25 protein-coding genes and 1 pseudogene are annotated in these 21762 nt (G+C 56.4%); 19 read left to right on the top strand and 7 right to left on the bottom strand.

All coding sequences use genetic code 11. From position 1 onward, the window contains the following. Positions 1 to 8: 8 nt before the first annotated feature. Entirely contained in the window at positions 9 to 1256 is a 1248-nt protein-coding gene (locus tag VNZ60_RS05590) for an ATP-binding protein (RefSeq protein WP_325657437.1), read from the bottom strand. On the opposite strand from VNZ60_RS05590, the gene VNZ60_RS05585 reads away from it, so the two are divergent. The 4 genes from VNZ60_RS05585 (at position 1257) to VNZ60_RS05570 (ending at position 4155) form a co-directional block, all read left to right on the top strand. After that, positions 1257 to 1556, top strand: a complete 300-nt coding sequence (locus VNZ60_RS05585) for a hypothetical protein (protein ID WP_325657436.1) — start codon at positions 1257 to 1259, stop codon at positions 1554 to 1556. It abuts the gene before it with no gap. 470 nt (positions 1557 to 2026) lie between these two features. Beyond that, positions 2027 to 2470: a CBS domain-containing protein gene (locus VNZ60_RS05580; protein WP_325657435.1), complete on the top strand. Its 444-nt coding sequence runs from the start codon at positions 2027 to 2029 to the stop codon at positions 2468 to 2470. A 53-nt stretch (positions 2471 to 2523) separates the two neighbouring features. Then, on the top strand, positions 2524 to 3690 hold the full coding sequence (locus tag VNZ60_RS05575) for a tetratricopeptide repeat protein (RefSeq protein WP_325657434.1): 1167 nt from the start codon (positions 2524 to 2526) through the stop codon (positions 3688 to 3690). A gap of 180 nt (positions 3691 to 3870) precedes the next feature. Continuing rightward, entirely contained in the window at positions 3871 to 4155 is a 285-nt protein-coding gene (locus VNZ60_RS05570) for a hypothetical protein (RefSeq protein WP_325657433.1), read from the top strand. A 178-nt stretch (positions 4156 to 4333) separates the two neighbouring features. Here the strand turns inward: VNZ60_RS05570 and VNZ60_RS05565 are convergent, their stop codons facing one another. Both VNZ60_RS05565 and VNZ60_RS05560 read right to left on the bottom strand, forming a co-directional pair. Next, positions 4334 to 4786 (bottom strand): DUF2846 domain-containing protein, encoded by a 453-nt coding sequence (locus VNZ60_RS05565; RefSeq protein ID WP_325657432.1) that lies wholly within the window; start codon positions 4784 to 4786, stop codon positions 4334 to 4336. Further along, on the bottom strand, positions 4779 to 5189 hold the full coding sequence (locus tag VNZ60_RS05560; RefSeq protein ID WP_325657431.1) for a hypothetical protein: 411 nt from the start codon (positions 5187 to 5189) through the stop codon (positions 4779 to 4781). The genes VNZ60_RS05565 and VNZ60_RS05560 overlap by 8 nt, the downstream gene beginning before the upstream one ends. 147 nt (positions 5190 to 5336) lie before the next feature. Between VNZ60_RS05560 and VNZ60_RS05555 the strand changes: the two genes are divergently transcribed. Genes VNZ60_RS05555 through VNZ60_RS05545 form a run of 3 tightly spaced genes read left to right on the top strand, consistent with a single transcriptional unit; the run spans position 5337 to position 7777 of the window. Beyond that, entirely contained in the window at positions 5337 to 6134 is a 798-nt protein-coding gene (locus VNZ60_RS05555) for an MlaE family ABC transporter permease (protein WP_325657430.1), read from the top strand. A 24-nt stretch (positions 6135 to 6158) separates the two neighbouring features. Continuing rightward, positions 6159 to 7121, top strand: coding sequence for an MlaD family protein (locus VNZ60_RS05550; RefSeq protein ID WP_325657429.1), 963 nt, complete (start codon positions 6159 to 6161; stop codon positions 7119 to 7121). Then, positions 7118 to 7777 (top strand): hypothetical protein, encoded by a 660-nt coding sequence (locus VNZ60_RS05545; protein WP_325657428.1) that lies wholly within the window; start codon positions 7118 to 7120, stop codon positions 7775 to 7777. The genes VNZ60_RS05550 and VNZ60_RS05545 overlap by 4 nt, the downstream gene beginning before the upstream one ends. Positions 7778 to 7798: 21 nt before the next feature. Here the strand turns inward: VNZ60_RS05545 and VNZ60_RS05540 are convergent, their stop codons facing one another. Both VNZ60_RS05540 and VNZ60_RS05535 read right to left on the bottom strand, forming a co-directional pair. Then, positions 7799 to 9085: a lipase family protein gene (locus VNZ60_RS05540; protein WP_325657427.1), complete on the bottom strand. Its 1287-nt coding sequence runs from the start codon at positions 9083 to 9085 to the stop codon at positions 7799 to 7801. An 81-nt stretch (positions 9086 to 9166) separates the two neighbouring features. Then, complete coding sequence (locus VNZ60_RS05535; protein WP_325657426.1) at positions 9167 to 10081, bottom strand: transcriptional regulator GcvA; 915 nt, start codon at positions 10079 to 10081, stop codon at positions 9167 to 9169. A 181-nt stretch (positions 10082 to 10262) separates the two neighbouring features. Here VNZ60_RS05535 and tam point away from each other — a divergent pair, with 181 nt between their 5' ends. The 9 genes from tam (at position 10263) to VNZ60_RS05490 (ending at position 18742) form a co-directional block, all read left to right on the top strand. Then, a complete protein-coding gene (gene tam / locus VNZ60_RS05530; protein ID WP_325657425.1) occupies positions 10263 to 11057 on the top strand; it encodes a trans-aconitate 2-methyltransferase in 795 nt (264 codons plus the stop codon). 14 nt (positions 11058 to 11071) lie between these two features. Continuing rightward, entirely contained in the window at positions 11072 to 11650 is a 579-nt protein-coding gene (locus tag VNZ60_RS05525; protein ID WP_325657424.1) for a chromate transporter, read from the top strand. After that, positions 11647 to 12177: a chromate transporter gene (locus VNZ60_RS05520; protein WP_325657423.1), complete on the top strand. Its 531-nt coding sequence runs from the start codon at positions 11647 to 11649 to the stop codon at positions 12175 to 12177. The genes VNZ60_RS05525 and VNZ60_RS05520 overlap by 4 nt, the downstream gene beginning before the upstream one ends. A gap of 68 nt (positions 12178 to 12245) precedes the next feature. Then, positions 12246 to 12632 (top strand): SMU1112c/YaeR family gloxylase I-like metalloprotein, encoded by a 387-nt coding sequence (gloA2, locus tag VNZ60_RS05515; RefSeq protein WP_325657422.1) that lies wholly within the window; start codon positions 12246 to 12248, stop codon positions 12630 to 12632. 413 nt (positions 12633 to 13045) lie between these two features. Further along, complete coding sequence (locus VNZ60_RS05510; protein WP_325657421.1) at positions 13046 to 13567, top strand: sigma-70 family RNA polymerase sigma factor; 522 nt, start codon at positions 13046 to 13048, stop codon at positions 13565 to 13567. A gap of 9 nt (positions 13568 to 13576) precedes the next feature. Continuing rightward, complete coding sequence (locus VNZ60_RS05505; protein WP_325657420.1) at positions 13577 to 14524, top strand: FecR domain-containing protein; 948 nt, start codon at positions 13577 to 13579, stop codon at positions 14522 to 14524. Between the two features lie 132 nt (positions 14525 to 14656). Beyond that, positions 14657 to 17167 carry a TonB-dependent siderophore receptor gene (locus tag VNZ60_RS05500; protein ID WP_325657419.1) on the top strand — a complete coding sequence of 837 codons (2511 nt, stop codon included), beginning with the start codon at positions 14657 to 14659 and terminating at the stop codon, positions 17165 to 17167. Positions 17168 to 17317: 150 nt separating this feature from the next. Next, on the top strand, positions 17318 to 18397 hold the full coding sequence (locus tag VNZ60_RS05495) for a VirK/YbjX family protein (protein WP_325657418.1): 1080 nt from the start codon (positions 17318 to 17320) through the stop codon (positions 18395 to 18397). Positions 18398 to 18517: 120 nt separating this feature from the next. Continuing rightward, entirely contained in the window at positions 18518 to 18742 is a 225-nt protein-coding gene (locus VNZ60_RS05490) for a hypothetical protein (protein ID WP_325657417.1), read from the top strand. A 177-nt stretch (positions 18743 to 18919) separates the two neighbouring features. Here VNZ60_RS05490 and VNZ60_RS05485 read toward each other — a convergent pair whose 3' ends face one another. Next, positions 18920 to 19849: a LysR family transcriptional regulator gene (locus tag VNZ60_RS05485; protein ID WP_325657416.1), complete on the bottom strand. Its 930-nt coding sequence runs from the start codon at positions 19847 to 19849 to the stop codon at positions 18920 to 18922. 110 nt (positions 19850 to 19959) lie between these two features. Here VNZ60_RS05485 and VNZ60_RS05480 point away from each other — a divergent pair. Both VNZ60_RS05480 and VNZ60_RS05475 read left to right on the top strand, forming a co-directional pair. Further along, positions 19960 to 20094, top strand: a pseudogene (locus VNZ60_RS05480) (VOC family protein); the annotation flags it as partial. A gap of 14 nt (positions 20095 to 20108) precedes the next feature. Beyond that, a complete protein-coding gene (locus VNZ60_RS05475; RefSeq protein WP_325657415.1) occupies positions 20109 to 20900 on the top strand; it encodes an SDR family NAD(P)-dependent oxidoreductase in 792 nt (263 codons plus the stop codon). On the opposite strand, the gene VNZ60_RS05470 is transcribed toward VNZ60_RS05475, so the two are convergent. Beyond that, positions 20901 to 21347, bottom strand: coding sequence for a methyltransferase family protein (locus VNZ60_RS05470; RefSeq protein WP_325657414.1), 447 nt, complete (start codon positions 21345 to 21347; stop codon positions 20901 to 20903). A gap of 222 nt (positions 21348 to 21569) precedes the next feature. Between VNZ60_RS05470 and VNZ60_RS05465 the strand changes: the two genes are divergently transcribed. Continuing rightward, positions 21570 to 21762 (top strand): SymE family type I addiction module toxin (locus VNZ60_RS05465; RefSeq protein WP_325657413.1); only part of this gene is annotated, 193 nt, incomplete at its 3' end.

The raw sequence follows: 21762 nt of genomic DNA, 5'->3' as shown, positions 1-21762 counted from the left end.
CGTTTTACTCAGACCGGTAGCGTGAAAGTAAAGATGGAACCTCTGCCAGGACGCGACCGCATCGCAATCGTGCCGCCCATGAACAACACCAGATCCTTGACCAGCGCCAGGCCCAGGCCGCTGCCCGTCTGCCCCCGCATTTCCGATCCTCCCACCTGAAAAAATTTTTCAAAAATAGCATCCTGGAATTCCGCAGGGATGCCTGCTCCAGTATCCACCACCTTGAATATCAGCTTTTGATCAGCAGCAAGAACCCATACCGTTACCCTTCCCTGATGCGTATATTTGAGAGCGTTGTGGATCAGGTTGTTAAGCACTGCGACGATCTTGCTGCGGTCACAGGCGAATTCATGCGGCAACACAGGACTCAGCATCAGTCTCAGCGCGATCTTTTTGCGCATCGCAGTGGATGCGTGGCCGGCGACGATCTGCTGCATCAGATCTCGCAAATTTTCTGTTGCAATAGTCAGCCCCATTTTCCCTGCTGCAATCCGCTCGGCGTCTAGCACGGTATTGACCAGTAACAGCAAATGTGAGCCGCTGTCATGAATCGCCTGCGCAAAATCCCAGCTGGCGGTGCCGTACAGATCGTCGCGCAGCAGCTCGGCGTAACCCAGGATGCCGGTCAGCGGGGTCCGCAATTCGTGCGACATATTGGCCAGGAATTGCGACTTTGCCTGATTGGCAAGTGTCGCGGTACGGCGCGTATTCAATAATTCATTCGCCAGGACCAGCATAAAACCGGTGAACGCACACACCATCGTGATCGCAATACCGGCCAGCATCGCCCCACGATAGCGATTGCTGTAAAAGGGTTGCATAGCCTCATCTATGGCAATACCGACGATCACATACAGCGGATATTTTTCCATATGCCGATAGGCATACGCCCGCAACCTGCCATCGACCGGGCTTTGGGTAATCAGATAACCTTGGCGGCGAGCCTTGATCAGATCAAACGACGGCTCTCCGGAAACATCCAGTCCGCTAGCAAAGCTAGCGTCCGGCTCTCGCGCCTTGATCGTGCCGTCATCACCGACCAGGCTGATTGCCCCCTTGCTGCCTATATTGATTTGACGATAGAAGTTGGTCACGATCGCACTATTCATCGAAACGCCGACGACACCGCTGAAACTGCCGTCGGAACGGTTCAGGCGACGACTGGCTTGCAGCGACCACTCCCCGGATATGCGATCGCGCGTCGGCTTGGCAAGGAACAGCAGCTGACCGGTGTCGCGCAGCCTATGCATTTGCATATGTTGCTCAGCAACCTGATCGTCAAGTACAAAATCTTCATCGCCATAAATCTGCGCCGCGTGCTCATTAAGAATGAAGAAACGGTTGGCGAGACTGTTCTGTATGAAGCGTGCATCCCGATTTTCCGGGCTGTTCATTTTCTCTCCATAGCGCTCGTATTGAAATTTCAGCAGACTGCTGGCTTCATCCGCCTGCTGAATGACACGACTGATGTTCTCGTCGAACGCTCTTGCCACATTCTGCGCATCACGCCCGACCTTCTCCAGCTCGCGCTGCGTTTCGCTGGCTTCGTCAAATAAGGTTATTACCCATATACATGCGATTAATAGGCTTGCGAAAAGAAACAGCGACAAGCGGATATCCGATCCGCGTGACAAAACCATTGCGACATTTAACTTCCGTATTTTTTTCAGTACAGCGGCAAAACCAGAATCAGTCATCGGCAAAACAACCACTGGAATATATCGTCATTGATAGGGAGTTTCCTGTGCCATGCGACAGCCTCGGCATCCGTCTCGGGTTTCTCCGACTAAGTCGAGCGCACACTTGCGGTTGGATGCCGGTACGGACAAGATTTTATTTCCAAAATGCAATGATAGTATGGTTGGCAATCCGTTTGCTACTGTCAGAATTGCCAGCCACGCTGAGCCCGGCGCCAGAAGCTCTTCACTAAAGTCCCTTGCAATTTGAAAACGAAGAGGCTACTTTCTCAACTAAGCAGGGTCGAAAATAATTAGTCGAATTGCAGGCCTATCCGAAGGGAAAGCAGATGAAAACCGTCGCACAGATTCTTAAGACCAAGCAAAACCAAGCCGTCTATACAATTTCTCCTGCGGCCAAAGTGCTCGATGCGGTAAAAATGATGGCGGAAAAAAGCGTCGGCGCCCTGCTGGTGACGGAACAGGAAAAAGTCGTCGGCATCGTCACCGAGCGTGACTATGCCAGGAAGATGATACTCAAGGGGCGCTCGTCAACCGACACCTTCGTGCGCGACATCATGACCTCCTCCGTCATGTATGTGCGTCTGGATGACACCAATGAACAATGCATGGCGCTGATGACTGAAAATCGCATGCGGCATTTGCCGATCATGGACGATGGCAAGCTGATCGGCATCATCTCCATCGGCGATCTGGTGAAGGATATTATTTCCGAGCAGCAGTTCATCATTCAGCAGCTCGAACACTACATCATGGGACGCCCTCCAACCTGATTCATTTAGGTATATATTAGGAGCCACCAGAAATTTCCAAACGGTGGCCTCAGATGAAAAGCTGGGTAGTCCTGCCTCTATGCATCATGCTCGCCGCCTGCGCGACTGCGCCGCAGGCGCCGCGAGCCGATAATCTATTCAACGATCAATTGTTCTCCGCGCCCTCGCAGCGCATCAGCGTCGACGACGTATTTGCCGTCAGCCCCGCAATGAAAGAATATCTGAGCAACGGCAAGACCGCCCGTCAGATGCGCGCAAACGGCATGCAGCAAGGGCTGTTCGATGCGCTATACAGCAAGGGCCAGTTGAAGCTGGACTACAACTCGGAAAGCACCCGCAATGCGGCGCAGACCTTCGCCGCCCGCAGCGGCAATTGCCTGTCGCTGGTGATCATGACAGCCGCCTTCGCCAAGGAACTAAGGCTGCCGCTGCACTACCAGAGCATACTGATGGATCGCGCCTGGAGCCGCAATGACGACCTGTATTTTGCCAGCGGACACGTGAATCTGATCCTTGGCAGAAAAGCGACCGCTATCCGCACCTCATCCGACCAAAACCGTCTGATGACGATTGATTTCCTGCCGCCGGAAGATACCGACGGCCAGCGGCGGCAAGAGATCGACGAGAGCACCATCGTCGCCATGTATATGAATAACCGGGCAGCCGAAGCTTTAGCTGCGCACCAGCTGGACGACGCTTACTGGTGGGCGCGCGAAGCGATCCGGCAAGACGCCAGATTCCTGGCTTCCTACAATACCTTGGGCGTGATCTACCGGCGTCATGATAATTTGCAGGAAGCCGAGCGCACCTTCCGGCAAGTGTTCGAACGCGAACCGGATAACCCGGTAGTCATGTTCAATCTGATCGGCGTTCTCAACGACCTTGGTAAACTCTCCGAATCAAAACCGCTGGCAGCCAAGCTGGCGCAAGTGCAGCCTGAAGCGCCGTTCCAGGCGTTCAATCTAGGCATGGCGGCAATGCGCGCGGGAGATTTCAAGACAGCAAAGCAGCAGTTCACCAGGGAATTGGCGCGCGATCCCTACTATCACGAATTCCAGTATTGGCTGGGCATCGCCTGCCTGCGCCTGGGTGAAATGGATCAGGCGGTCAAACACTTGAGCATCGCCATGGAAAACAGCACCAGCCGCAACGATCACGATCTGTATGCCGCCAAGCTTGATCGCATTAAATCTTACCGTTCGCCGCTGCTGGTCCATTAAGCGCCGCCGGCTTTTCACACCTTGCATTTTCCAACGAATATGCGTTGTTGTTTTACGTAAATATTCGCGTAGGAATTGCGCAACAACAAAGTTAAAAGATGTAAATTGATGTCAATTATTCACACTTTTCGTAGAGAACGATTTAAGATCAAATCGTCTCCACACAAAAGAGGTGACGACATGGGATGGCTAAATCGATTGGCGACGAAATATATCCTGACGCCGGAAAAACTGGCAGAAAATGAACTGCGCGATACGCGCCTGGCATTGTATCAATCAGAGAGGCAATTGCTGGAAGCGGAAATGCGAGTCGATTATTATCGTAACGTCCTCGGCTTCCTCGAAGCGATTGCTGCCGACGGCGTAGAAAGCGTCGCCGAGTCGCAGAGGCCCAAACTGCCCTCCCAACCGCAAGGCCCGCAGCGGCTTACACCGGATCTGAATTCTTACCGCGGAGCAGCCTGACCTCAGGACTGCATGGATTTGATGCGCTGCAGATGATCGGTGCATTTCGCTGTCTACACCTACTTATTCGCGCCGATCGGACTGATGCTTCTCTGCTCGCTTAGCAGACGCAACTGCAGCGCCAGAAAAAAAGCGGCCCATATAGGGCCGCTTTATCTGCGACTGCCAAAACAAAGAATTACTTGGCTGCAGCTGTCTCGCCGGTAAAACTAAGCGAAGGCAATTCCTTATTCGCCAACTCAGGAGTTTCCAAAGTCGGATTGATACGCCCTACGGCCAGTCCGAACGATGCGGCGGTCCGTACATATTTGGTTTCGCCTGCGTCCAGCGAAAAGCTCAAGGTCTTATCGGTTTCCGTGGAGCAGACTGCGTTGTATTGGCCGGCCGGGCGATCGACGTAGAAGAATCCACCAGGCTGCGACTTACCTACAACCTTATCGTTCAAACGGATCTCCGGTTGAATCGCGGCTCCAAACATTGACGAGGAACGAAAGAAATAAACGCGTCCCTGATTCGCATTGAGAGTGGGAATCGAACTTGCCATTTCTGAGTACTTTACGCCGCTGGCGCAGCCGCTTACCAAGGTCGCCAGTACGGCAACCGCAAACAATGGACGAATCATCTTAATCATTTGAGACATTTCCTATAGTTAAAGCTACATGGTTAGATAAAGCGGAATAATTTGATTCACCGGGCAAATAAAATCCCACCAGCGTCGCATCTGAGATCACCAGATAAGCCTCATGCACTTGCCTGCCTTCAATTGTGAATATGGTCTGGAACGGGCGGAATACCTGGCCTTGCGGCACATTGCCGGCGTAGCGCCAGATCGAGTTAAGCGCTATCTCCCGCTGATAACCGGTGTCGAGAGTGACTTGCGCGGCCTTCAAGACACGAATTTGCCGAGCAGCCTGGCCTTGAGCAGGCAGATCGATTTTGGCTGGTGCAACCGCCACCATAGGTGCGCATGAACTGAGCGCGAAACATGCCATTACGGCAAGCAATGCCGAAGTTCTCGAAGTTCTTTTTATCATCTGCTTTCCCCCTGAGAAAACCCGTTGCGTTGTCTTGTAGTTGATTTTATGCAATCGGATCATACTGAAAATGATGTTATACAGCAATTAAATTCGCAGCCATTCAAAGAAACACTTTGACAGTTGCTGCTGCGTTATCATTGAACCATGCATCCAACCTCACCCCACTCCCGCTACTTGAAACCAGAACAATGGGCCGTGACTTTCATGCGCACCCTGAGCAGCTGGTGGCATATGCTGCATCTGGTCGGCATTGCGCTGGTGATGGGATTTTCTCGGTCTACCTATCGCCAGGCTAACCGCAACGCGACCTACCGCTATATCTATACCGGCACCTGGCAAATCCTGCCCTGGTTCACCCTGCTGGCGGCCTTGCTCAGCCTGGTGCTGATCCGCATCGTGATTGTCACCGCGCTGAGCTACGGCCTGTCGCGCTACGCACTGGAAATGATGGTGCGGGTGCTGGTACTGGAGTTGATCCCATTGTCGGCAGCCCTGTTTGTCGCGCTGCGCGCCGGCCTGGCATTTAACAGCGCGCAGCTCCCCGCCACCGCCCAAACCGCAGCAGTGCCGGACATAATGCAATTGCAACAGGATCTGGTGCCACGCGTGATCGCCAGCGCTTTTTCGGTGATGAGCCTGGCGACGGTCAGCGGCTTGATCGTCTTGCTGCTGGCTTATATCAATGTCTACGGCATAACCCCTTGGGGCTTGCTTGACTACACGCGCACCGTGGGGCGGGTGTTTGAGCCGGCGGTGACGCTCGGATTCGCCCTCAAAACCCTGTTATTCGGATTGGCGGTGGCGGTCGTCCCGACGGCGGCGATTCTTGAAAACGCACGGTGCAATGTCACACTCTCGTCAACGCTGCAACCGGGCGCTACCCGCCTGCTGTTTGTACTGGTCCTGATCGAGGTCGGGGCGCTGGCAGTGAAATATATTTAACCCGGACGATAAGAAAACACGATTATGGCATCAGCCCCCGACTCTCCCGTACCTCCCGCACCTCCCCAGCCGCCAGCCAACGTTGAATTCAAGGCGCTCTTGCTGCTGATCCTGATGGCTGCGCTGGTATGCGGTTTTGTGCTGTATGTGATGTATGCGCGCGGCGTGTTCGAAAGCACGCAGCGCCTGGTGCTGGTGGCGGACGATTCCGAGGGCGTGCTGGTGGGCATGGACCTGACTTTCTCCGGCTTTCCCATCGGCCGCGTGCAACGCATAGATCTGGGTCCGGACGGCAAGGCCCGCATCTTGATTGACGTCCCCAGCAAAGACGCCAACTGGCTGCGCACCAGCAGCATATTCACACTGGAACGCGGCCTGGTCGGCGACACCCGCATCCGCGCCTTTAGCGGCGTCCTCGACGATCCGCTGCTGCCGCCCGACTCGGTACGCACCGTGCTGCGTGGCGACACCGCAGCGGAAATTCCGCGCCTGGTAGCAACCGCCCGGGAATTGCTGGAAAACCTGCAAACCATCACCGCCGCCGATTCCAGCCTCAACACCAGCCTGGCGAATGTGCAGGCCATGACCGGCCGCCTGACCGGACCATACGGGGTTCTGGGCGGCGCCTTGGGTAGCGACGAAAACGCCAGGAAACTCCTCGCCACGCTAGACCGCGTCAATGCGCTGCTGGCCAAGACGGACCAGCGCGTATTCGGCCAGCCCGGCCAACGCGGCGTGATGGACGATGCACAAGCCGCCATCGTCCAGCTCAACGCAGTATTGGCCGACGCCCGCACCAGCCTGACCAAAGTCGATGCGGTGCTGGCCGAGGCGCAAGCGGTTGGCAGCAATGTCCGCGTCGCCAGCAACGATCTGGGCACATTGCGCGCAGAAGTGGAGGTCAGTTTGCGTAAAGTGACCCAACTGGTCGATGAGATCAACCGAAAATGGCCTTTCGCCCGCAATACGGAGCTAAAACTGCCATGAAAATCGCCTGTCTGCCCGGCTCACTATCACTATCCCTGTCTGTAGCCGTACTGCTGGCGGCTTGCAGCAGCAAACCGCCGGCGCCTGACTGGCAGGGCAACGCCTTTAGTTCACTGCAAAGTTTTTCCTCGGCCTACCTGAGCGGCGACAGCCGTGTTGCCGATCTGGAGTTTACACGCGCGCGCGATGCCGTCGCCAGCACCGGCCGTGCCGATCTGGTAGCGCGTGTCGAACTGATGCGCTGCGCCGCCCGTGCCGCCAGCCTGGAGTTTGACAACTGCGCCGGATTTCAGCCGCTGGCGCCGGACGCCGACGCCAGCGAACGCAGTTATTCAGCTTATATAAACGGTCAATGGCAGGGACTGGACGCCGGCTTGCTGCCGGCCCAACATAGGGCCGTGGTCAGCAGCGGCCGCATAGGCGAGATCGACGATCCACTGGCGCGGCTGGTGGCCGCCGCCGCGCTATTGCAAAGCGGCCGCTTAACGCCGGCGGATATCACTAACGCTACCGAGACCGCCTCAGCGCAAGGCTGGCGCCGTCCACTGCTGGCCTGGCTAGGAGTGCAATTGCAGCGCGCCCGGGCAGCCGCCGACCGCGAGGCGCAGACGCGGATTCAACGCCGCATGGATCTGGTGGCCAAGCCGCCGCCCTGAGCAGGTCAACGCCGGACAACTCTAAGGCGGTGGCGTCAACGCCGCGCAATTCGAGGTAATCGGCTGGCCGCCAAACAGTTTCTGTACGAACGGCTTTGAATCCACCAGCGACGCCAGCTCCGCGCCATCGTGATGCTGGCCGACATAATAATGCTGCTCAACGGTGCTGCCGGCGCTGCAAGCGTCTTTGGCAAACTGATACTGGACCACGGTTGGAATATCCGTATCCAAGGTTCCGGTGCCGACAAATATCGGCGCGGCGAACTTGACTGTCGGATAATTGGCGGATTGCAGAGTTTGGGTGGCCCAGGCGGTGACGTCGCCGTTAAACACATCGGCAGTGACCAGCTTGTTCTGCGTGATGTAATCTTCAATCGGCCCCAGGCATTGCGTCGCCGCCACCGAGTAAAACGCCTTGCCCTTGGCAGTCAGATGATCCGACAGCAGGAAATTCGGCACGACTCTTTCTGCAGTGGCGTAACCCAGCCAGGCATAGGCTTCCAGCGTCGACAGTACCGAAGTGAAACCACTGGTTGGCACCTGCGCCGTCAGCGCGTTCAGATACGCCAGCACGCTTTGCAACTGATACGGAACGCCGGTTGCCACCGTTCCCAGCAGCTTGATGTCAGGAGCGTAGCTGGGCGCATAGGCGGCAGTCGCAATCGCTCCCTGCGCCCCCTGTGACTGGCCGACGATCACCACCGAACTGGAGAGTTGCGGAAACGCTTTGGTGACCGCCCGAATACTATCCAGAACGCTGTAGGCTTCGGGCCGTGCGTGCAAATACGGATGCAAGCCGGGCGTGCCTAAGCCCTGGTAATCGGTAGACACCACCGCATAACCTTGGGCTAGCCAGGCGTCCAGATACGCTATATCGCGGGCGTCACGCAAGGTCCATGAGGGCGCGCAAACGTCAGCCACACCGACAGTACCGTGAGCCCAGGCGATCAACGGCCAGCCACCGGCCGGCGGCGCGCCCTTGGGCAGTTGCAAATCGCCGGAAACGTAGATCGCGGTTTTGCCATCGTCGCCATCGGTCGAGCTATACAGGATGCGGATGCCTTGCGCAGCATTCGGCAACACCTGAGCGGCCGCCAACGCTTCCTGCTGCAGCAGAACGCCGGGGGTGGTTGGGACAGCGCCGTCCCATCGGTAAAACGACGATACGCCGCCGTCGGCCGTAAACGCTTTCGATTGCGGGGCTAAATTATCGCCACCGCCGCCGCAGGCGCTAAGCGTCAAGCCGGCCAGGCCAAGTAATGTGACGGCAAGAAATCTGGAACAACTGCAGATGCGGATAAGGCGCATGACTTTTGTCTCCTCATGTTTTTTTGTGATCTGAGTTCAAAACAGCCGTTGCCATTATGCATCACTATTTAGCGAACCAGGTCAGCGCGGCGTCTGGCGTTGTGCCTCCCGCAGTGCCTCCTCTTGCAGCCAGTCGCAAAAGTGCCGGATCAATGGCACATCGGCCTGATGCCTCGCCACTATCCACCAATAACTTCTGGCGCGGATCACCGGCTCGGCCAAAGGCATCACCAGGCGGCCGCTGGCCAGCTCGTCGGTAATCAACGGCAACGGCCCGAGCACCACGCCGAGACCGTCGACCGCCGCCTGCAGCGCCAGATAAAAATGATCGAACGATTGTTTTTTCTTGCACAAGGCTGGCGCCACGCCGGCTGTCGCCAGCCATTTCGGCCAGGCCTCCGGACGCGTATCCGAATGCAACAAGGTGTGGGCCGCCAGATCGCCGGCCACCCGGATCGGTGCACGCGCCAGCAGCGCCGGGCTGCACACCGGCAACTCACTCTCCTCCAGGAACTCGCCGCTCACGCAATTCGGCCAATGGCCCGGGCCGCGCCGGATCGCGACATCGAACAGCTCGCCCGCTTCGCCCAAGGGCTGCAGTGAGGTAGAGGTCGACAGCTTCAGCTCCACCCCCGGATACAGTCGCTGAAAGCCGCTCAGGCGCGGCAACAGCCAACGCATCGCAAAAGTCGACAAGGCGTTGATGTGCAGCACCCGTACCGTGCCGGACTCACGCAGCAGTTTGGTAGCGGTGGCGATATTGTCGAAAGCCGCCTGCACGGTGAGCAGGTAGCGGCGGCCGTCATCGGTCAATTGCACCCGTTTGCCGATGCGATGAAACACTTGCATGCCAAGCCAGGCTTCCAGCGCCGCCACCTGGCGGCTGACAGCGCCGTGCGTCACATGCAGCTCTTCGGCGGCGGCCGAGAAATTTTCAAAGCGCGCCGCGACTTCGAATGCGCGCAGCGCTTGCAAGGGAGGGAGTTGTCGAGACATGCTTGTGATTATATGTCACAACAAACCGTTAAAAAAGTCGATTTGTAAGGCGCCCCGATTTCTGTACCATGCGCTTATTGAGGCAATATTCACCGGCACTCCTGATGCAACGACGGATTTCATCGGGACCCGCCAAGAACTTCCCAGACGCTTTACCTTGTGATAAATCCTAGGAGATGACATGAATGCAAGTACAACTAATACGACAGCAGATTTTTGGGACGCTAAGCAGTACATGCACTTCGGCAATGAGCGCCTGCGCCCCGCCCTCGATCTGCTGGCTTATGTTCCAGAGCAGGAGCCGCAACGGGTAGTCGATCTCGGTTGCGGCACCGGCAACGTGTCGGCCTTGTTGAAGGCGCGCTGGCCAGCCGCCGACGTACTCGGGGTCGACAGCTCGGAAAACATGCTGGCGGCCGCCGCGGCAGCGGTGCCGGAATGCCGCTTCGAACACGCCGACCTGGCGCACTGGCAGCCAGATGGCTTGCTGGATGTAATTTACTCCAATGCGACGCTGCAATGGCTGCCCGATCACCCCGCCCTGCTCCCCAGGCTGCTATCGTTCCTGCGCCGTGGCGCCTGGCTGGCGGTGCAGATGCCGGCCATGCACAACGCCCCCTTGCGCCAGATGCAGGCAGAGCTAGCCAGGTCGCCGGCGTTTGCCCCGCATCTGCAGAAAGTGCCGCAACACCCTTCGATTCTGACTGCGGAAAACTACTACGACCTGCTGCGTTCCCACTGCACCAAGCTGGATATCTGGGAAACCACTTATCTGCATACCTTGCGCGGCGCGGACGCCGTTGCGGAATGGGCCGCGGGCACCAGTTTGCGGCCCTACCTGGATGCCTTGCCGGAGGATCAGCGCCCGGCTTTCCGCGCCGCCTATGCGGCAGCAATGCGCACGGCATATCCGCAACGCGAGAATGGCGTCACACTATTGCCGTTCAAACGGCTTTTCATCGTCGCTAACGTCTAAATTTTAATTCTGCAATGACTACAGAAACCATCATCACCGACCAAAACACAGTGCGCCAGACTCCCGCGCCCTCCAGCCGGGAATTATTCCTCGGTTTCCTGATGCTGGGATTAATAGGCTTCGGCGGCGTGCTGCCGCTGGCGCGCCGCATCATCGTCGAACAGCGCCGCTGGCTGACAGCGGCGGAATTTACCGACATGCTTGGCTTGTGCCAATTTCTCCCCGGCGGCAACATCATCAATCTGTCGGTGGCGATAGGCTTGCACTTTCGCGGCGTCAGCGGCGCGCTGGCGTCGCTGCTGGGTTTGATCGCAGCGCCATCGGCGATCGTGATCGCGCTCGGCGTGGTCTACCAGCGCTTCCAGGACAATCCGTCGGTGCAGCATATGTTTGCCGGCCTCGCCGCGGCTGCTTCCGGCCTGTTGATCTCGATGGCGCTGAAAATGCTGATGCCGATCTTGAAGAAGCCGCTGCCGCTGCTGATCGCGTCCCTGTTCTTTATCTCGATTGCCTTGCTGCGCCTGCCCTTGCTGCCGACCATGCTGGTGCTGGCGCCGCTCAGCGTAATCGCTATCTGGAAGCTGCCGTCATGACCGATACCCTGCTCGCGCTTGCCACGATTTTCAGTCAATTGTCACTACTGGCTTTTGGCGGCGGCAATACCATCCTACCGGAAATGCAACGCCAGGTAGTCGAGATTCATCACTGGATGTCGCCCCAGGATTTCAGCGCCATGTTCGCCCTGGCGCAAGCCGCACCGGGGCCCAACATGATGGTGGTGACGCTGGTCGGCTGGCATGTCGCCGGCTGGCCCGGCGTGCTGGTCACCAGCCTGGCGAAATTCGGCCCCTCATCGATACTCACCGGCGTGGTTCTGCATCTGTGGCAACGGTTCAAGGACAAGCCCTGGCGCGCCACGGTACAAGCCGGGCTGGTGCCGATGACGGTAGGCCTGGTGGCAGCCAGCGCCGCCCTCATCACACAAGCCTCCGCACACACCTGGGGTCTAGCGGCAATCGCCGCGGCTTGCGCCCTGATCACCTACAAGAGCAAGGTACATCCGCTGTGGGTGCTGGCCGCCGGCGCGCTGCTGGGTTTCAGCGGAATAGGTCAGGTATAGTCATGGCTGGAGAGCCGCTAGCTGGCGGCTGACATTCATCCTACCGATACTATTTCCTTCGACCGCACATGCAAATTTCCGGCATCCACCACGTCGCCATCATTGCCTCCGATTACCTGCGCTCCAAGCGTTTTTACAGCGAGCTGCTGGGCCTGGCTATCGTTGCCGAAACCTATAGAGAACAGCGCGATTCCTACAAGCTCGACCTGCGCACCCAAGACGGCGTACAGATAGAGCTGTTTTCCTTCCCCGCGCCGCCGCCGCGCCCAAGCCGGCCGGAAGCCTGCGGCTTGCGTCACCTGGCGTTCCGGGTGCCCGACGTCGCCGCTGCGGCGCAAGAATTGCAGCAACAGGGCGTCGCAGTGGAAGCCATCCGCATCGATGAATTCACCGGCAAGCGCTTCACCTTCTTCGCCGATCCCGATGGCTTGCCGCTGGAGTTGTATGAACAATAGTGAGGACGGCGGACGCTTTGAGCAGCCCCACTTTACTTGTTAACTACTCCCGCCCGCTGTCGGGGGATACGGTGCTTTACCTATCCTTTGCCTTAACCTCCGCCGAATAGAGTAACGAACAAACACATAATTTTCCCAGTGCCAGCAAATGGAAGGCGTGGCGATAAGATAAAGGTAAAATACGGCGCGTTTACAATGTCGTTTTCCCAAAATCACGATAGTTGGCCATTAATCAACCCCACAGCAAAATTCGCCTGGCCAATCGCCTCAACATGGCTTGTGCAGTCGCGTGAAACTTTAGATACTCTTGGATCGGCATTGGCGCTGACTACTCAGTGTAGTCACTGTTCTTAAAGGTTTTTTTCTATTCACATTATTGCGGCTGCTAGTTCAAATATGACAGGAATGACATTGTGACCGTTTCATCAATTGACGCTAATAATATCGAGGCCATCTTTGTTCAGCATCACAGTTGGTTGCGAACTCGTCTGCGCCGTAGTGTCGGCGATGCATTTGCTGCCGATGATGTCGCCGCCGAAACCTTCGCACAATTGCTGGCGGCTCCGCTTGCGCAACATATTCGTGAGCCTAAAGCGCTGTTGACAACGATCTCACAGCGCATTGTCTATGAAATCTGGCGGCGGCGTGACCTTGAACAGGCCTGCCTGCAAGCTCTCGAGCACAGTCGCGGCGAGCAATTTGCAAGTTCGCCGGAGGATCAAATGCTGTTGATCGAGGCTTTGCGCGCCATGGACCGCGCGTTGGCCGGGCTGTCTGCTCGGGAATGCGCCGCGTTTTTGCTGTACAAGCTCGATGGCTTGACCTATCCGGAAATTGCGCTGCAGTTGGGCATATCGGCGAGTGTCGCCAGAAGATGCGTGGCGAAGGGACTCCTGCAATGCTACAAGGCCTGCTCTTTTGCGCCTCTTGCCTGAGCCTCGACCATGAGTGAAGAAAAAATCGTCGAACAAGCGATTGAATGGATGCTCCGCTTGGAACTCCCGGAGTTAACCAACGCCGATCGCGCAGCCTTTGAGCATTGGCGTGCTGCAGATGCGCGCCACGAAATGGCTTACGCCAATTTGACTAAGTCGGTGCGCCAGTTCGATGTGCCACGTCAATTGGGGGCGACCACCGAAGGACTGCGTATCACTTTGCAGCAACGGAAAAGTCGCCGCAAGGCGCTGCAGCGGATCGCTGCCCTGGCTGGTTTGAGCGTTGGCGCGGCCGCGCTTGTCAATCAGGTTGCGCCGATCCGGGGCATGAATGCTGACCTGCGCACCGGCACTGGCGAACGTCAGGCCTTCACACTGGCGGACGGCAGTGTCGTGACATTGAACGCACGCAGTTCTGCCGACAGGTGGATAGACCAGAGTCGTCGCTTGCTTAGGCTGACGGAGGGCGAATTGCAGCTCCAGGTCGCCACGCAAGCTCAACATCCGTTCGTGATAGAAACAGCGCATGGTAGTGCCAGTACTCTGAGCGGCACACTATTGGTCCGTTCTTTGGCAGAGCGCACAGAAGTTGTATCCCTGCATTCGCTGACCAACCTGGCGACGCTGAATGGCCAGAGCGGGCAGTTGCAACCAGGTCAACATACCTGGTTCAGTCAGGGGACAATTGCCTCGATTCAGAGCAATCGCGGCAATGAGAATTCATGGGTGGACGGCTACTACACGGCATTTAATGCACCATTGATCGATGTGATTAGCGCCCTGCGCCCTTATCGCCGCGGCGTGATCCGAGTGGAACCTGCGGTGGCGCAACTCAGAGTTAGCGGCGCTTTTCCACTGGATGATACCGATCATGCGCTCAATGCATTGGCGGCCACTCTGCCTGTTGCGGTTGCGCGTTTTACGCCATACTGGGTCACGATTTCTGCGCTGGCATAGTCACCTGACACGACGCTGGTTCATCAATTTTAAATCTCGAATTTTAAATCTCGTTGATCACAGCAGTCAGCAGATTGACTAAGGCACTTCTCCTCCCAAACCACCATGCGATATCGTTGTGCAACCAGAGTCATGATGTCTCCCCTTACTGTATCTGTGCTGGTAGTTGCCGCTACGCCGGTTTGGGCGGATCACGCATCCGCTGCATCGACCCTGCCTGTCAAAGTCAGCTTCAATATCCCTGCAGGCCAGTTGGAGCAGGTACTGGTCGCGATTGCCAGGTCCGTCAGAGGTATCATCCTGTTTGATCCGACCTTGGCAGGATCGTTGCAATCTGCCGGAGTCAACGGCAGCTTCACTGTGCAGGACGCGCTGCGAGAGGCAATGCGGGGAACCGGGCTGGAAGCTATCTCCAATCCCGACGGATCATTTGGCGTGCATCGCGTTACTGTCAAAACAGCGTTGCCAACTGCGCCGGAAATTGTGCCGGCATCAAGTGTCAGTGCCGCCTCCGAACCTGCACCGTCGGTACTGCCATCGGTCGTCGTTACTAACTACGCCGACATCGACTACGGCTACCATGACACCGGATTCGTCATGCGCAACACGCGATCTGCCACGCGAACTGATACGCCGCTGTCCGACATCCCCCAATCAATTCAAGGGGTGACAACGGATCTGATGGAGAGCCAACAGGCACAATCAGTTGTAGATGCCTTGCGCAATGTGAGTGCAGTCACGTATGCGCGCGGTAGTGGCGTTGACCAGGCCGCCACCATCTACGTCAGAGGTTTTGTTGCACCGATCATGAAGAACGGCTGGGCGGACCTGGTCTCACTAAGCAATGTGACAAATGGCCGGGCAGCAGGATCACGCTCAATCACCTCGTTAGATATTCCCATGGCCGCGGTTGAGCGCGTGGAAGTGCTTGGGGGCGCGGATTCCATCATTGCCGGTGGTCCGATGGAACCGGGCGGCACCGTCAACATCCTCACCAAGCGGCCGCAGGCAAATTTGATCAGGGAAGCAACCCTAGAGATAGGTAACGACGGCCACCGGCATGCAGCACTCGATCTGGCTGGCAGCCTGTCGGCAGATCGAAGCTGGACCTATCGTACCGTTGTCTCCGCTACAGACGATGCGCGTACATTCGATGGCTACGACGGCGCACGCGAACTCTACCTGGCGCCGTCGATAGCTTATAAACATGAGGGAACTGCCATCGTCACGGGCTTCAGCCATCAGCTCAACCACTCCCCGTTTGGCGGTTACCAAAGTGCCGAACTGACTGCGCAGGGCCCTGGGCCAGATCAGCATACGTCACCTTGGGGGCGCTCTGACGACCACAGCTTTTCAGCAAAAACGGAGTTTTTTTACGATCTTGAGCAACGCCTATCGCCAAACCTGGCTTTTCTCAGCAAGGGGCAATATAGCAAACTGCGCTATAACGCGGCGGGATACGACAATTGCGTCCAATCCGACTTTGGCTCAACCGCCGGCGTTTGTTTTCTCGATCAGTCCAGTATCACGAGCTACAGCCGCAACATAGAAAATAGCGTGCGCGCTACATTTCAAACCGGGCCGTTGCAACATACGCTGCTGGCCGGCATGAGTTATGGCCAGACACGGCTAGGGTCGTATAGCGATGCGAGCTCGCCAGGCAGCGTCATCGTCCCCTGGCCTCCGTCCGATTTGCGTCTGCCGCCTGTAGCCGGACCCCAAAGCCTCATTACCACTGACGACACCTTCTATTACACCAATTTTTTCTTGCAAGACCAGATGACCTGGGGCCGCTGGCATGTACTGGCCAATGCAGGTTATGAGCAGGAGCGCAATAATTTTTCCTCCGATACTGACAGTAACGGCACGGAACACGACACATCACCTCCCAAGAACACCCCGGTGTATAACCTTGGCGTCGCCTATCGGCCTAGTGAGAATGCAACACTGTATGCAAATACTTTCCGCAGCTTCACGCCGGGCAGCACAATTCTTGACGCCACCCTGAACGGTGGTCCTCCGGGGGTAATTACCGCGCCTCCAACCACCGGCAAGTCGGCTGAAATCGGTTTCAAGCTCAAACTGTTAAACAATCGCGCGACATTCTCCGCTGCGGTTTTCCGGGCGACGCATGCAAACGTCCTGCAAGCGATAAATGGTCCGATTACAGCGACTACTTATGTCGATTACGTATTGCTTCCTTCTACCCTCAGCCGGGGCCTCGAACTGAACTTCGCGGGGCGGCTGATGCCAGGCTGGAATTTGACGGCAAGTTACAGCTATATCGCCTTTCAATACGCGAAACCGCCAGGCCAGGATCCGCAAATCTCGCAGTTTCCGCGACACCGCGCCAGCCTGTGGACCACCTATGATTTGCAGTCGGAAGCCTGGCGCGGCTGGGGTGCAGGTCTGGGATTCACGGCGCGCAGCGGATATACGGCGTTGCCGGACACCGATGTGCTCGGCCGCATAGCAGGTCAAACCCGTACCGATGCCAGCATCTACTACAAATCAAGACACTGGTCGACAACGCTGGGCGTCAAAAACCTCTTCAATCGACGCCTCTACAGCGACTTTGCCACTTCAACGGTGGGCGTCGAACCAGCCCGCACACTGCTGCTGACCAACACTTTCGAGTTCTGACCGCCCCGGATATTGCCTGTCGGCCGGCAACTGCCGTGACCGTCATCGCAGAATGAAAAAATAATTTGTAACAGAGCGTCACTTTCTCCGTCTCGTTGCACATACAGAGCAGATAGGTCCGATAAATATCTCTTTGCTCTGGATATGGCTATGCATTTCAAATCTGATTACAGGCGCGCGCTGCCCTCGATAGCGCTGTTCCCTTTACTGTTTGCGGACATAGAGTCCGTATGGCTCGGCTGCGCAGTCCCGACTTTTTTCCTGATTTCATCTTTGTTTTTCAATATCCCGCTTCGCATCTTGAAGCGGGTGCCGGCAACCGCCGTTACGGGCAGCAAGTGCGTCACGTTATATACCTGCCTTGCGCATTCACGCCCAGGTCTCTCACGATTGGCAAAGCGCATCAAACTCACTGTCAGAGGCATGCTGCACTATCAGGTGACCCAGAGCTGGTTAGTCTATTGGAACGCAACGCCAATACGCGTCCAGCTGGCTAAAGCCACTCCCCGGCTATTGCAGAAAATATACCGCCCCTACCAGTCGCTACGCCTGCAGCATCGCCGAGCGCGCCTGAATCTGCTTATGAATCATTACGATTTCATTTGCCAGCAAGGTCTTGCTCCGCTGGTCTTGCGCGCAAGCACATCGCCGGTGTCGCTCGGTAGCTTCACTGGGAAATCCGGGACTGTCTATGAGATTCGGCTAGCGTCAGTTGCCACGCTTGACCGCGAAGGCGAGCTGGCCCTGATGCTCTGCTGCGATCGACAGCAGCTGTTCTCGATCGCTTTTACTTTTCACCATGAGAACTTGATGCCGTGCATCGGGATCGGCTGCCTGCAAGGACCGCGCGGCAACGATGCACAAGCGCAGGTGCGTCGCGCCACCCGCGACATGTTCGGCTTACGGCCGAAAAGCTTGATGGTACGCCTGGCAAGGGAGATCGGGCACGCCTATGGATGTAAAAAAATGATCCTGGTCGGGAATCAAAATCGAGTCCTGTGCCATCAAGTGCGTACCGGCAAGGTGCTCGCCAATTATGACGATTTTTGGCAGGAAATCGGTGCGACTGGACGTCCTGACGGAGACTACCAGCTCTGCTGCGACGAAATTCCTCGCCCTGACCTTGCCAATATTCCCTCCCATAAGCGGGCGGAAGCCAGAAGACGAATTGAACTGACGGAGTATGCAATTCAAGCCACGTTGACTGGCTTTTCCAGCAATCGAATTTGATTTTCCAGCAACGGAGAATTTTTCTGCCAGCGTACGCTGGGTTGGTTTGATTAATACAAAAGGAGCAAAAATCACTCGCTATCGTCGTGATTCCCATGATGCTGGCGGTGATCTTCCCAAATGAAAACCACGGTAAAAAATATTGTCTTAACTGGAATCTTATCGTTCATTATCGTCGCCTGTGGTGGCGGCCCGGACTCTGCTCCCGCCCATGCCGACACTTCCTGTACAAATGCCAATGCCACGGGTTGGTATAACCATGAATTGCAATATTATGCAATTACTCATCAGATTACGGTGGGCAAGCATATACGTCCGCCCGTTTATTCACGCGTGACAAGGTGAGATGGACTTATGGTTTTTTTGAAGTACGAGCAACCCTACCGTGCCGATCAGGTACCTGGCCTGCTATTTGGATGCCGGGTACAGCTAACGTCCCACATCAGGGTTTATCAAAAGCCCCGGGGATAAGCAGTTTCGTTGCAGCACTTGTATTTTCCTGGACTTCGCGAACTTTGTTCGCTAAGGCAAGTTCAAGAGAGGTTGCAGCTCATCCGCCGCCTGTGCAAAACGCCTGACCAGGAAATCGAGCAGTACACGCAAACGTGGCGTCAGATAGCGGTTGCGGTGATAAAGTGCGTGCAGCGGCGCCTCCGGGCAACGCCATTCTGGAATCAGGATCATCAGCCGCCCGGCCTGCAGGTCCGTAGCAATGTCCCATAACGATTTCACTGCAACGCCATAACCCCGCAACGCCCATTCACGGGCGACCGCACCGTCATTGGTTTCGCGTGCAGTATCGGACGGAACGATATAGGTCTGCACTTCTTCACCCCGCGTGAAGCGCCATTCGTTGATCGCTCCCGGCACCGTGCCGTGAACAATGCAACGGAAATTCTCCAGGTCGCGTGGCTCTTTAGGTATACCGTGCCGAGCGACATATTCAGGCGATGCGCAGAGCATCCGTCGATTCGAAGCAAGACGCCGCGCGATGAGGGAGCTGTCTGGAAGCACGCCGAAGCGAATTGCCAAATCCACGTCTTCCTGCAGCATATTCGAGAGCCCATCCGACAAGATCAACGCGAAACTTACTTCCGGGTATTGCGCACTGAATTCATCGAGCCATTCAATCAGCAGATTGCGGCCAAAATCCGATGTGGCTGAAATCCGCACCTTGCCACGCACGATGTTGCGGCCAGTTTGCAGCGCCGCATGCGCATCATCGAGCGCTTGCAACGCCACACGACAATGCTCCAAATAAAGACGGCCTTCGTCGGTAAGGCGCAACTGCCGCGTGGTGCGTTCAAACAGGCGCGTCCTCAGAGTCTCTTCGAGTTTGGTTAGTCGCGCGCTTGCAGCGGCAGGCGTAAGGCCGAGTTTGCGTCCCGCAGCCGACAATCCCCCCAGGTTCGCAGCCTCCACGAAAAGGCGGATGTCCCCCAAGTTGTCCATAGATTATTCAAAATAATTTGAAAATAATTCAAATGCTATGCCAATTATCAAGTGAACACACTACGCAGATAATCTGCCCATCAGCTTAATTTCAACGAAAGCAGCCGCCCATGAAACTTGACCACGCAACCATCGTCACCACCAATCTGGAAGCCACTCGCAACTTCTTTTGCAATGTCGCTGGATTGACAGAGGGAAAGCGTCCTCCATTTAGCATTCGCGGGTATTGGTTGTATGCGCGGGGTACAGTGAAATGAAAATGTTTAACTACCATGGATCGACCGCCTTGGTCACCGGCGCTTCCAAAGGAATTGGCGAAGTCTTCGCAGAGCATCTTGCCGCGCGCGGCATGAACCTGGTGCTGGTTGCGCGTTCGCTAGACGCTTTGGAAAGCCTGGCACAACGCTTGTCCGCCAAATACGGCATTCAATGCACCGCACTCAATGCCGACCTCGCTGATCCGGAGTCCGCGAATTGGATTGCCGCCGAACTTGAACGGCGCGGCATCCAGGTGGATCTGCTGGTGAATAATGCCGGCTTAGGATTGAGCGGCAATTTTCTGTCGCACGAACTGAAACAGGAACAAGGCAGCATCCAGGTGAACGTACAGACGCTGGTCTCCCTCAGCTATCTGTTAGGCAAAGGCATGAAAAACCGTGGCAAGGGAGGCATCATCAATCTTGCCTCCAACGCCAGTTTTCAGCCGCTTCCGGCGATGGCTACCTACGCCGCGACCAAGGCTTTCGTGCTCCATTTCAGCGAAGCGTTGAATTACGAACTAGCCGGCGACGGCGTGCATGTGATGGCCGTGTGCCCGGGCCCGACAGCCACCAGTTTCTTCGCCGGAACCACCACCAAGCTATCGGCGAAAGACATGGACAGTTCAGAGTCCGTGGTGCAAAAGTCGCTCGCAGCATTCGATCAAGGAAAAAGCGTCGCCTACCCTACCCGTCTGAGCGTGCGAGTGGGCACATTGCTACCCAGATTCCTGCCGCGCTCGCTGGTCACCAAAATCGCGGGAATGGCATCCAGGAATATGGGACTTCACTAATCACAGCCAACGAGGAACCCGGCTCTTGTACTGCTCCCACTGACTACCGTGGGTGCGCGACAACCAAGGTTCTTCGCCGAGTACGACACGTAGATGAAACGCCACTGCTACGACGAGAGCATAAATGAGCAGACTCCAGGAGCCGAACGCGGCTGCCCAACCGAGCAATGTCAACGTGACTGCGACATACATGGGATTGCGCGAATAACGGTAGAGCCCCGTTTCAACCAAACGGATTGGCGGCGCCCAAGGAGCAAGCGTTCCTTTTCCAGATAAGTAGAACTCACACACGCACCACAGCAGGGCTGCGAAGCCAACGGCAACCGGCACGAGACCCAAAGGGTGAACCAGATCGGAGTGTGAAGTGAGCCAGAGCCAAACCACCGGAACCAGGATTGCAACCACGCCTGGCAGAGCAACGAAGGCAATGAGCGCGCGGAAGAGCATGGGCTTCTATCTCTGTATATTGGGCTTTGACTTAAAACCTTCAGCAAGCATCTTTTAATCTGTCTTTGCAGTTTCTTACATGGTAATTTGGTCAGACCTTTTTAAAAAGGCGAAGTGCTTTAAGTGCCTGCGCTGTTTTGACAGGTTTTGAAGAAGACGCGGGTTGGGGATGTTAGAGCATCCCCAACCCGCTAACCACAAGTAACTAAACAGGAGTTAAATATGGCTAAGCGCAATGATACGCGAGACAGCAACACGCCGGTAGTAAATGCAGCACAACGGCTCACCGTGTCCTTCTATCAGGACGACAATCCCGAAACGCTTTGGATACGCTTGCATGGCAGCGGCTTGAAACAGGCCGGGTTCATGCCCAACGTCCCTGTTCGCGTCAGAGTCATGAAGGGGTGTTTGATGA

The organism is Collimonas sp., from assembly GCF_035566375.1.
Classification (GTDB): domain Bacteria; phylum Pseudomonadota; class Gammaproteobacteria; order Burkholderiales; family Burkholderiaceae_D; genus Collimonas.
Note: the sequence above shows the minus strand (reverse complement) of the source record. Positions and strands in the feature narration are given on the sequence as shown.

Bases quoted from the DNA above. Each gene is read 5' to 3' on its own strand.
- VNZ60_RS05555 (WP_325657430.1), top strand. From the start codon at position 5,337: ATGCATCCAACCTCACCCCACTCCCGCTACTTGAAACCAGAACAATGG.
- VNZ60_RS05485 (WP_325657416.1), bottom strand. From the start codon at position 19,849: ATGGACAACTTGGGGGACATCCGCCTTTTCGTGGAGGCTGCGAACCTG.
- VNZ60_RS05500 (WP_325657419.1), top strand. From the start codon at position 14,657: ATGATGTCTCCCCTTACTGTATCTGTGCTGGTAGTTGCCGCTACGCCG.
- gloA2 (WP_325657422.1), top strand. From the start codon at position 12,246: ATGCAAATTTCCGGCATCCACCACGTCGCCATCATTGCCTCCGATTAC.
- VNZ60_RS05560 (WP_325657431.1), bottom strand. From the start codon at position 5,189: ATGATAAAAAGAACTTCGAGAACTTCGGCATTGCTTGCCGTAATGGCA.
- VNZ60_RS05585 (WP_325657436.1), top strand. From the start codon at position 1,257: ATGTTGCTCAGCAACCTGATCGTCAAGTACAAAATCTTCATCGCCATA.
- VNZ60_RS05575 (WP_325657434.1), top strand. From the start codon at position 2,524: ATGAAAAGCTGGGTAGTCCTGCCTCTATGCATCATGCTCGCCGCCTGC.
- VNZ60_RS05545 (WP_325657428.1), top strand. From the start codon at position 7,118: ATGAAAATCGCCTGTCTGCCCGGCTCACTATCACTATCCCTGTCTGTA.
- VNZ60_RS05535 (WP_325657426.1), bottom strand. From the start codon at position 10,081: ATGTCTCGACAACTCCCTCCCTTGCAAGCGCTGCGCGCATTCGAAGTC.
- VNZ60_RS05475 (WP_325657415.1), top strand. From the start codon at position 20,109: ATGTTTAACTACCATGGATCGACCGCCTTGGTCACCGGCGCTTCCAAA.
- VNZ60_RS05550 (WP_325657429.1), top strand. From the start codon at position 6,159: ATGGCATCAGCCCCCGACTCTCCCGTACCTCCCGCACCTCCCCAGCCG.
- tam (WP_325657425.1), top strand. From the start codon at position 10,263: ATGAATGCAAGTACAACTAATACGACAGCAGATTTTTGGGACGCTAAG.
- VNZ60_RS05520 (WP_325657423.1), top strand. From the start codon at position 11,647: ATGACCGATACCCTGCTCGCGCTTGCCACGATTTTCAGTCAATTGTCA.
- VNZ60_RS05525 (WP_325657424.1), top strand. From the start codon at position 11,072: ATGACTACAGAAACCATCATCACCGACCAAAACACAGTGCGCCAGACT.
- VNZ60_RS05495 (WP_325657418.1), top strand. From the start codon at position 17,318: ATGCATTTCAAATCTGATTACAGGCGCGCGCTGCCCTCGATAGCGCTG.
- VNZ60_RS05505 (WP_325657420.1), top strand. From the start codon at position 13,577: ATGAGTGAAGAAAAAATCGTCGAACAAGCGATTGAATGGATGCTCCGC.
- VNZ60_RS05570 (WP_325657433.1), top strand. From the start codon at position 3,871: ATGGGATGGCTAAATCGATTGGCGACGAAATATATCCTGACGCCGGAA.
- VNZ60_RS05490 (WP_325657417.1), top strand. From the start codon at position 18,518: ATGAAAACCACGGTAAAAAATATTGTCTTAACTGGAATCTTATCGTTC.
- VNZ60_RS05580 (WP_325657435.1), top strand. From the start codon at position 2,027: ATGAAAACCGTCGCACAGATTCTTAAGACCAAGCAAAACCAAGCCGTC.
- VNZ60_RS05590 (WP_325657437.1), bottom strand. From the start codon at position 1,256: ATGCAAATGCATAGGCTGCGCGACACCGGTCAGCTGCTGTTCCTTGCC.
- VNZ60_RS05470 (WP_325657414.1), bottom strand. From the start codon at position 21,347: ATGCTCTTCCGCGCGCTCATTGCCTTCGTTGCTCTGCCAGGCGTGGTT.
- VNZ60_RS05540 (WP_325657427.1), bottom strand. From the start codon at position 9,085: ATGCGCCTTATCCGCATCTGCAGTTGTTCCAGATTTCTTGCCGTCACA.
- VNZ60_RS05565 (WP_325657432.1), bottom strand. From the start codon at position 4,786: ATGATTAAGATGATTCGTCCATTGTTTGCGGTTGCCGTACTGGCGACC.